This window comes from Candidatus Nitrosotalea sp. FS, from assembly GCF_011319475.1.
Lineage (GTDB): Archaea > Thermoproteota > Nitrososphaeria > Nitrososphaerales > Nitrosopumilaceae > Nitrosotalea.
Window position 1 is genome coordinate 1 of the sequence record NZ_RCMC01000251.1, and the last position, 9,435, is coordinate 9,435.

General features: G+C 37.9%; 11 protein-coding genes and 1 pseudogene. 7 read left to right on the plus strand and 5 right to left on the minus strand.

Annotated features, from left to right (window positions below; all coding sequences use genetic code 11):
* The 4 genes from DYY66_RS09845 to DYY66_RS13250 all read left to right on the plus strand — a co-directional run.
* The coding region (locus tag DYY66_RS09845) for a hypothetical protein (RefSeq protein ID WP_218583710.1) at nucleotides 1-943 on the plus strand (943 nt) is incomplete at its 5' end.
* A gap of 12 nt (nucleotides 944-955) precedes the next feature.
* A complete protein-coding gene (locus tag DYY66_RS09850; RefSeq protein ID WP_166288779.1) occupies nucleotides 956-1,669 on the plus strand; it encodes a hypothetical protein in 714 nt (237 codons plus the stop codon).
* A gap of 612 nt (nucleotides 1,670-2,281) precedes the next feature.
* The coding region (locus DYY66_RS09860; protein ID WP_218583711.1) for a hypothetical protein at nucleotides 2,282-2,734 on the plus strand (453 nt) is incomplete at its 3' end.
* Between the two features lie 928 nt (nucleotides 2,735-3,662).
* A partial coding sequence (locus DYY66_RS13250) for a hypothetical protein (protein WP_218583712.1) occupies nucleotides 3,663-3,845 on the plus strand: 183 nt, incomplete at its 3' end.
* Between the two features lie 813 nt (nucleotides 3,846-4,658).
* On the opposite strand, the pseudogene DYY66_RS16490 reads toward DYY66_RS13250, so the two are convergent.
* Both DYY66_RS16490 and DYY66_RS09885 read right to left on the minus strand, forming a co-directional pair.
* Nucleotides 4,659-5,277, minus strand: a pseudogene (locus DYY66_RS16490) (proteasome subunit alpha); the annotation flags it as partial.
* Nucleotides 5,278-5,853, minus strand: a complete 576-nt coding sequence (locus DYY66_RS09885) for a proteasome subunit beta (RefSeq protein WP_166288800.1) — start codon at nucleotides 5,851-5,853, stop codon at nucleotides 5,278-5,280. It abuts the pseudogene before it with no gap.
* 105 nt (nucleotides 5,854-5,958) lie between these two features.
* On the opposite strand from DYY66_RS09885, the gene DYY66_RS09890 reads away from it, so the two are divergent.
* A complete protein-coding gene (locus DYY66_RS09890) occupies nucleotides 5,959-6,165 on the plus strand; it encodes a hypothetical protein (protein ID WP_166288803.1) in 207 nt (68 codons plus the stop codon).
* Nucleotides 6,166-7,536: 1,371 nt separating this feature from the next.
* Nucleotides 7,537-7,839: hypothetical protein (locus tag DYY66_RS09900; protein WP_218583713.1), on the plus strand; the 303-nt coding region annotated here is incomplete at its 3' end.
* Between the two features lie 379 nt (nucleotides 7,840-8,218).
* Here the strand turns inward: DYY66_RS09900 and DYY66_RS09905 are convergent.
* Nucleotides 8,219-8,428 carry a hypothetical protein gene (locus DYY66_RS09905; protein WP_166288812.1) on the minus strand — a complete coding sequence of 70 codons (210 nt, stop codon included), beginning with the start codon at nucleotides 8,426-8,428 and terminating at the stop codon, nucleotides 8,219-8,221.
* A 51-nt stretch (nucleotides 8,429-8,479) separates the two neighbouring features.
* On the opposite strand from DYY66_RS09905, the gene DYY66_RS09910 reads away from it, so the two are divergent.
* Nucleotides 8,480-8,755, plus strand: a complete 276-nt coding sequence (locus tag DYY66_RS09910; protein WP_166288815.1) for a hypothetical protein — start codon at nucleotides 8,480-8,482, stop codon at nucleotides 8,753-8,755.
* On the opposite strand, the gene DYY66_RS09915 is transcribed toward DYY66_RS09910, so the two are convergent.
* Nucleotides 8,747-8,950: a hypothetical protein gene (locus DYY66_RS09915; protein ID WP_166288818.1), complete on the minus strand. Its 204-nt coding sequence runs from the start codon at nucleotides 8,948-8,950 to the stop codon at nucleotides 8,747-8,749. The two genes, DYY66_RS09910 and DYY66_RS09915, sit on opposite strands and share 9 nt — an antisense overlap.
* A gap of 74 nt (nucleotides 8,951-9,024) precedes the next feature.
* Nucleotides 9,025-9,435: HAD family hydrolase (locus tag DYY66_RS09920; protein WP_218583714.1), on the minus strand; the 411-nt coding region annotated here is incomplete at its 5' end.

Below are 9,435 nucleotides of genomic sequence, written 5' to 3' on the forward strand. Positions count from 1 at the left end.
TTTTTTTGTGAACAACAAATTAATTGCAATGTTGCTATCTGCGATTATTGCATCTGGTTTGATCTATACTCACCCTGCATTTGCTCACAACTTTGGTGGGGATGAGAGTGCATCTTGGCTTGCTAAGATGGCAGAGATCAGAACAGAAGTAAGCATAGTTGCAAAACATGTTGGCGACAAGGGTGCAATTGATTACTATTCTGACGCATTAGGAGAATATTGGAATGCAAATGACACCAGAGAAATGGGAGAACGAAACACATTGTTGGCAACTGAAATTCCGTCTACAATTAATGCCACGCTAGCTGATGCACAAAAGACAGGAAATGAGAGTGTTGTAAACGATGACATCACAAAACTCAATGGTTATCTTGATGAATCCATACCTGTACGAGTTGACAAAGACAAGCTTAACAACTCAACTGTACAAGCATTGGCTGTTGTATTTGTACTAAAGGAATCTTTGGAAAAGTATGGTGATGCGATAAATTCTACCGTTGATCTAAATGACATGTCACAAATGAACATGTCCGGTGATCACATGTCTGGTATGTCAAATGGCTCGTCTATGCCAAGTACTATAGTAGATCAGAATAAATATGAAAACTCTATAGGTCTTGCAACTGCAGCACAAAATGTATTCACTGATCTTGCTGCAAAGAATACAGACAAGTCTGACGCAAACACCAAAATCTCTGCAGCACTTACCAAACTGATACAAGATCTAAATAACAAGGCTAATGCAAATACAATAATGACAGATGCCCATGTTAATCTTCATCCAGTTTTGATAAGCACATACAATGTACAAGAGGCCTCTGAAAGCAAAACTGGTTATACTATACCACCAGTGCCAGAGTTTCCATTGCCAGCTATCTTGATAGTAGTCTCAATTGCAGGTGTAGTTGTTGCAACTAGATTCAGACCACGGCTTGGATTTTAAACCTATAAAGAAATGAACAAAATAAAACGAGTCTTGGTTCCTACTGTTTTTTCACTAATAATAGCTACCATCATTTTTGCATCACCAATTTCTGTCAAGCCAGCTGAAGCGCACATCACAAAAGTTTATGGTAATTATCTTGTTCAAGTCGGATGGGACAATGAACCCGTATATACTGGACTTCTCAATGCGGCACAGGTGACTGTAAAGAAAGGAAGTGGTGATAGTGCACAACCAGTGATTGATGCTCTAAAAGACATGCAAATCTCTGTCAAGTATGGTGGAGTAACAAAACCACTTGATTTTCTTCCAAGCAGTACCGTTGATGGTCAATATCATGCAGTCTTGATTCCAACACGAGTCGGAACTTACAGTCTTGTCTTGAAAGGTAATGTAGAAAATCAAGCAATCGATGATGAAATTCCATTAGATGATGTTGCAAGTGTTGATTCACTTAACTTTCCGCCCTCTTCAGGCTCATCATCTGATACATCTGTAAATATCGGACAGATGGGTACTCTGGTAAATCAATTGACAAGTGACATCGAGGATGCAAAAAATAATGCAGATGCTGCATCAAAGAGTGTCTCAAATGTTGTACAGTCTTTCCAGCAGGTTAAGAATACTACCGATAGTCTATACATGATAAGCATGACTGGAATCGGTATTGGCATTGCAGGTATTGTTATTGCAGTGATTGCAATTACACGCAAGTCACAAACCTGAGTATTTTGGAATAAACACATTCTAGTTGTATGAAAATACGTGTGACTAGGTTTTGCTAATACTAGTCTATTTTATTTGGAATGGAGTACATTCTATTAGCAAGGGAGAATTGAAATTTGAAGTGTAAAGGAATTTGCTATAGATTTGCGGCAAAAAAGCCTCTAGGAGGATATAGATTTGCAGTGGGACAAAGACCTTGTTCTGTATGTAGTATATTTGTGGACTCGTTATCTATTGGGATACGTTGCCCTTGTTGTAATAATAAACTCCGATTAAATTCAAGAAACACAAGATCAAGAAAAAATAGATTTGATTTACATCACACACAAATAATGGAAAAAGCGAGTAATTTGATAAAATCCTTCAACGGTGTCATGCTAGAGCCAGATCAAGTGATAAAAGCTAAACTAGTTTTAAATAAGTAAAGTGACTATTTGGAGATAAAGATGGATACTAAAGACCAGCACAAAAATGAAGAAAAACCAGGAAATGAGAAAGAAGTCAAGGTAGATGACAAGCTAGTGCAGATAATAATTGATAATTCGCCTGATGTATCCCTTGANGTATACATTCAATGGACTTGTACGAAAGTTAGGTATTCATCAACAAAGCTTGGCAAGATCTTTGCATAGACTAGAAAATGCAAGACTGGTGAAAAAAACTGATTATGGTTACAGGCTTACAAAGAATCTTGACTCTGTACTTGTAAAAAAGTCCAGGATTGATCTTGAAAATTTATCAAAAACAATTTCAAATCAAGATTCGCAGTTCGAACAAATAATTCAACTATACATTCCTACTACTGTCAAAGTTGAAGATGTTGTGAACCGATTGCTTGGCAAGTGGTTTGGTACATTACGATGGATTGGCGTGGTAGAAGGTGACGGAGGATTTGTATTGCAGTGGGCAAGCAACGACAAGTATCACGTTAACCTAAAACTGGTATCAAGATATGCAGTTGTGGAAAGTGATGCAGTTGGGGCAAACAACAAGTCCGATGCAACAATAAATGCACATCGTATACTAGAACAGATAACCAAGCTGCTAAAAGAGGGTCAGGGAAGGNCAAGATATGCAGTTGTGGAAAGTGATGCAGTTGGGGCAAAAAACAAGTCTGATGCTACAATAAATGCGCACCGTATACTAGAACAGATAACCAAACTGCTCAAAGAGGGTCAAGAAAGACCTGATGGGAAAAATCGATACAGTTCTTTTGGCTTGTATAACTAGAACCGTACATCGCTCCTGTCTATTTGACACTAGTTTCAAATTCTANATCGATACAGTTCTTTTGGTTTGTACAACTAGGAACCGTACATCACCCCTGTCTATTTGACACTAGTTTTAAATTCTGGGATACAAAGTATTATAAAATAAAATACTAATTTCTCGTGGTGGATCCCGAACCGGACAAGATAGCCCTGATTTCATATGTGGAACTTGTACTGATGAGAAAAGGGGATGTAAATTATCACCGGGTATTGGCAAAACTTGGTTCTCTTTATGATTGTAAAATCACTGACTGTTACGATCATCCTGATTATCTCAAAACAGTACTCAAGGACGTATACGGNTTGTGGTGGATCCCGAACCGGACAAGATAGCCCTGATTTCGTATGTGGAACTTGTACTAATGAGAAAAGGGGATGTAAATTACCATCGGGTACTGGCAAAGCTTGGCTCACTTTATGATTGCAAAATCACTGACTGCTATGATCATCCGGAATATCTCAAAACAGTACTCAAAGATGTATACAAGGAAGATTATGATTCTGTGATATCACAAGTCCGTTCTTATCTTGGGGAATTGGAAAATGATCCTGCAATAATTGCTTTTTTTAAAATTATGGAAAGCTAAGGTTTATTCTGTCTGTAATGATACAAAACTTTTGATTTAGGTTAAAATGACATTCACGTCCTGTACAACAAGTAACCAAGATCTAGAACAATCTTACATGGCTCTTAAGTAAATGTAATACGTTAAGACTGGACAGTGCTTGAAGGAAAGCAAAACATTCTTTCATCATTAGAAGGCCTTGGTTATGATAAAGTTAGACAGGGGCTAGTATCTACAATTCTTGAAAAAACTCTCCTAGATATTGGCTCTGGCGCTTATTGTACAGTAAAAGATGAACTAAAGAAAAGATATCAATGCCAAATTACTGATTGTTATGTGNCTTATTGTACCGTAAAAGATGAACTAAAGAAAAGATATCAGTGTCATATTACGGATTGTTATATACATCCTGAATATCTAACTTCTATACTCCAAGATTTGTATGGTGATGCCTCTATGCAAATAGTGCGAATAATAAATAAAAAACTGGAAGAGTTTTCTTATCAGAAACCTATCGCAAAATTCATTGAATCATTAAGTCAGTAATTCTAGAAATTGTAATTCCATATCCTGATGATAAAAATCAATCAAAGACTTGACAGAACCAAAGATGGATCAGACTTTTATGTGATGAATGCATATTATATGCATGATTTCAAGCGATTCTACAAAAAAACATGGCCTAAAAATTCTAAAAGGAGTAAAAGTGGCCCTCAAAAGCATTGTATTGGATTTTGAGGAAGATTCGCCCAAAAAACCACAATAGTGTAAATATCTGATACCTTGCCTTCCGTGTTTGATTCNATTCTACCAAAAAACATGGCCTAAAAATTCTAAAAGGAGTCAAAGTGGCCCTCAAAAGCATTGTATTGGACTTTGAAGAAGATTCGCCCAAAAAACCACAGTGATGTAAATATCTGACACCTTGCCGTCAGTGTTTGATTAAAAGAAATTCTGTATCTGTTGGTTATAAAAAATAAAAAAGTGGAGGATTATTCTAGTTTTCTGTGCGTATCTTGCGAAACGCTTTTCCAGGCTCTATTATTCCTGTCTCGACTATGGGCTTTTCTCCAAGTGCTTTCTCGATTGCTTTTCTGCCAAGTTCTATTGCTTGGTCTAGACTCAGGTTCTTGTTGTATCCTTTTGTGATTNTTATTCCTGTCTCGACTATGGGTTTTTCTCCAAGTGCTTTTTCGATTGCCTTTCTGCCAAGTTCTATGGCCTGGTCTAGACTCATGTTCTTGTTGTATCCTTTTGTGATCGTATCAAGTGCAGTCTCTGATGCTTGTCCTATTGCAAACCCAGAACCTCTGAAGAAAGTTCCACTTGGATCTACTTGGTACAACTGGATTCCAGTCTGGTCTTCACCTACAACTATCATTGATGCTGCCTGTGGCCTTACTGCATATGTGGTATAGTTGTGGAGAAAACTGCTCAGATGTTTTGCCAATGAATCAATGTCTATTGGTGTTTCATATGTCAGTCGATGTTTTTGAGACTCGAGTCGTAGTGTGTCAATTAACTGTAGGATATCTCCAATGTACCCTGCACCTGTTGCGCCAATGTGAAAGTCGATTGGAAATATTTTCTCAGATGGCTCCATCAATGGGTGTGTTGGTTTTATCTGGCTTGCAATCATTGCAAAGTTTGGAGTCTTGATTCCAATTGTTGTTGAACCTCTGCTTACAGCTTCCAAGGCACTGTCTACAAGAATCAGTCTTCCTTGTGGACCATAAAATGGGAATCTGTTACCGTTTTGAGATTCTGACATTTATGCTACTGCCTCCTTTTGCAAGTTTTGTATGGCCAAAATGTTTATGCCATTTCCAGAACCAGGATCTCTTTCCATTGCTGCAGATACTGCACGCGATGCAATCTCGCTTGCCTGGCTGTTGGTTACATCCTTGTTGTACAAGCTCTCAAGTACACCATATGCAATAGGTGAGCCTGACCCTGACGATGCAAAGTCTTCCTCTGTAATTGCCCCACTCATGTCTGCTGCAAAGACATGTGCACCTTCCTTATCTACGCCTGCAACCAGCAATTCTACATAATATGGCTGGTAGTTTCTAAGGCCAGAATAGGCAATGTTTGCAATCAATCTTGTGGCTTCTCTTATGGACAAGGGAAATCCTCTCCTTAATTCCATGAGTCTTCTCTCTGCTTTTGCCACCTTGATGATGTATTCTGCATCTGAGAGTTGTCCTGCAATTGCAACAGCTAGTGTGTCGTCTATCCTTGCAATCTTTTGCACTATCTTTGATCCGATGAAAAAGCCTTTACTTGCTCTTTTGTCTGATCCAAGTACTACTCCGTCTTTTGTCTTGATTCCAACTATTGTTGTCATTGGTATCTGTACAACACATGAGGATTAATTGACTAGGGACTGGTCAAAACCAGTCACTCTAAAAGAATAGCATTTTTATCACTTGATTTTGTAACGTATCAGAAGATGAAAGATATCAACGAAATAATGCCCAAGTTTCCAAACATGAAGTGGGGTGCACTGACTAACACATACCCGACAAATAATAAGATAAAAGAGATGGACAAGCTCTTCCCACATGATGGAAGATGGCACACTGTATTTGAAGAGCCAGAACAGGTCTTCGTTGATGGAGTTCGAATATGGAAAAAAGATGCTGATAGACTGAGCTAAATTCTAGTCTGCCGCAAATCTCTGATCTGCAATTCCTATGATTCTTAATTTTGTTTTACCTTTGATTGCATTGAGTGTAAAATAAGGCTCACCCCACTTTCTATAATGGAAAAGTTTGTCATCACCTGTCATGTGCACTGCAATAACATTTCCAATATCTGCACTGACAGTATGAAATGTGGATAACATTTCCTTAATTTTTCCATCTTGTTCTGTTTGCATGAATATGAAATCTGCTGCACCATGTTCGTATAATTCTATTACTNCTGCAATCACATTTCCAATATCTGTACTGACAGTATGAAACGTGGATAGTAGTTCCTTAATTTTTCCGTTTTGTTCTGTTTGCATGAATATGAAATCAGCTGCACCATGTTCGTATAGTTCCATCACTGGACCAAATGGATTTGTCGCATTGACTACTTGATTTATCATGTAACTGTTGAAATGATATCTGGCATATTCTTCCATGTGCTCTGCCTCGTTTCTAAATGTCCAAGGCGAGTCTCTGTCAAATACGATGTTATACGTATCTGGGATATCGTTTTTTTGACTCTGTATTGCTGAATATAGTGCAGCAAGACCAAATCTCTTGGCTTTGGCATTTGTCAGCCCGAACAACTCGTAAAATGCCTCAAAAATCCCCGCCTTGCTTGCTTTTGATATTGAATCCATCATGGGTACACCCATGGCTGCACAAAGCGATGTATGATATCTGTCTGCAAATGGCCTAAATGATTCTGTAGCTTTCTCTTTTAGCCTGTTTAGATGTGGCAGCCTTTTCTCAAACTCTTCTATTGGTTCATACNTGTAGCTGTTGAAATGATATCTGGCATATTCTTCCATGTGTTCTACCTCATTTCTAAATGTCCAAGGTGAATCTCTGTCAAACACAATGTTATACGTTCCTGGAGCCTCGTTTTTTTGACCCTGTATTGACGAATATAGTGCAGCAAGACCAAATCTCTTGGCTTTGGCATTTGTAAGCCCGAACAACTCGTAAAATGCCTCATAAATTCCGACCTTGCCTGCTTTTGATATTGAATCCATCATAGGTATGCCCATGGCGGCACAAAGCGATGTGCGGTATCTGTCTGCAAATGGCCTAAACGACTCTGTTGCTTTCTCTTTTAGCATGTTTAGATGTGGCAGTTTTTTCTCAAATTCTTCTATTGGTTCATATCTGAATGTCTTGGATTCGTCTATTGCGTCTATTCTGTTCCATGATTGTTTTATTACTGATGCAACATCTTTTCCAATCTGATGTTTTGATATTATATTCTCTAGCAGTACCATATCAGTTTCATTTCTCATGTTCTGTCTAGATCTCGGCATAGAGTTAAATTTCCTTTGGATCTAATTAGTCAACAATTGGCACAGCGCATAAAACAATCAGATCCATATACACAGATCTTAAAACTTGATGGTTCCATACGTTTTGTAGGCAGAATAAAAGACAGGAAACTGATAACGTTTGCCAGAAAACAAACTGCAGCACCATTGCTTGATGAAGAACTAAGCAACATGGTTCACTACCAGGCATCTGTCAAGGCATCCTGGGATGAGATGTTCAATAAAAAATTAGGCAAGACCAACTGGATGATAACATCAAAAGAAAGAGTAAAACTCATCACTCTGTTTCTTGATGATGGTCTGTTGATACTGTCCACAGAANGCAAGACCAACTGGATGATAACATCAAAAGAAAGAGTAAAGCTCATCACCCTGTTTCTTGATGATGGTCTGTTGATACTATCTACAGAGCCTGAATCCGAACATGACATGATAATTCAAAAAATCAAAAACCTGAACGTAAAATTATAGTCTTGTCAATCAGCTAATGTTATGAAAACTCAGCTTTTCTATTGAGCGAATCCTATATCTGCTAATGTCCTACTAGAAATGAAAGTTAGGTCAAACATGTAATTCACATAATATGTGTCTCTTAGTCAGCATTTTGGCCAGGCAAGCACTTTCTTGGAGAGGTCCTACCAAAGACACCTCTCCAATTTTTTCTATCTTGATTTCTACTAGTTGACTCTGAAATTTAGTCTCATATCCATTGTTTCTTTTTACCATGATCTGTGAGCATTCGATATATTCGGTCAAACGACTCTTTTTGCATGGTTCCCTGCTCAACGGTTCTCTGAACAATGGATTCTAGTTTGATCTGTTTCTCACGAATCATCTTCATTATTTCATCAAACATTTGGTTGATTATCTTTGATTCAGAGTCTTCTGGCTCTTCTGGCATGCTAGTCAATTATGTTAAAAAAACTTAAGGATTATTTAATTGAGATACATTGTAGGATACATGAGTGCCAATACTATCAAAAAGGCCAAGGCATTGGCAAAAAGCGGCGTAGTCATGATTGACAATGACTTGTTCCAGGTAAAATCATCAAGCGACCCATCAAAATCATACATGGTTACATCTGACAGTTGTGATTGTGAAGGATTCAAGAATTTTTATAAATTTCATCACGGCAAGGGCTTGAAGGCAAATTGTTCACATCTTGAAGCTGTGAGAATTTTTAAAACAATGTCTGATGAAAAACAAGATTCTAAAAAGTACATGATATCACGGTGAGCCTTTATACAAAATCAAATATTCATCTGGTCTGTCTCGTTCTTTTTTTGCGTTTAACGCATCTTGATATCTATCATAATGTGCAATAAAGTATAATCTTCTTCCAAGTGATTCAAAATAATCTATACCACACAGGTCAAATCCTGATTCTGGAGTCAATGCCTTTTTTTCATCTTCTGTTACATCATCAGTCATTTACTTGTTGCACCTTGTGGTGTTATTTCAAACTAACCTGATTAGTTTTCTCAAAATATTTTACCTTTACAATTCTAGTTTAAGATTATGCCTTTGAGCTCTTCTGGTTCCTCAATGACATGATCAGGATGGAATTTTAGCAAAGCACTTTTGGTGTTGTACCCCCATGACACCCCTATCACCCTGATTCCTGCCTTTTGGGCGGCCTCTACATCTCTTATCTCATCGCCTACGTAGATTGGATCCTCATGTGGTATGGTTTTTTCTTTCATCATCTTTTTCAATAGTCTACTCTTGCCAAAGACTGCTCTGCCTGAATAGACAAAATCAAACAGTTCAAGATCATTTTTCTTTAAAAATTCAACCACATTTTCTCTGGAATTTGTGGTAAGTATCCCTAGTACACAACCGTTCTCTTTGAGGTGCACAAGCGTATCTCTTAGGTCTACTGCAGTCTTTAGGTTGATGATTTCTTTGTTCATCTC

Excerpts from the sequence above, each read along its gene's own strand:
- DYY66_RS09915 (WP_166288818.1), bottom strand. The coding sequence starts at position 8,950 with ATGACTGATGATGTAACAGAAGATGAAAAAAAGGCATTGACTCCAGAA.
- DYY66_RS09850 (WP_166288779.1), top strand. The coding sequence starts at position 956 with ATGAACAAAATAAAACGAGTCTTGGTTCCTACTGTTTTTTCACTAATA.
- DYY66_RS09890 (WP_166288803.1), top strand. The coding sequence starts at position 5,959 with ATGAAAGATATCAACGAAATAATGCCCAAGTTTCCAAACATGAAGTGG.
- DYY66_RS09885 (WP_166288800.1), bottom strand. The coding sequence starts at position 5,853 with ATGACAACAATAGTTGGAATCAAGACAAAAGACGGAGTAGTACTTGGA.
- DYY66_RS09910 (WP_166288815.1), top strand. The coding sequence starts at position 8,480 with ATGAGTGCCAATACTATCAAAAAGGCCAAGGCATTGGCAAAAAGCGGC.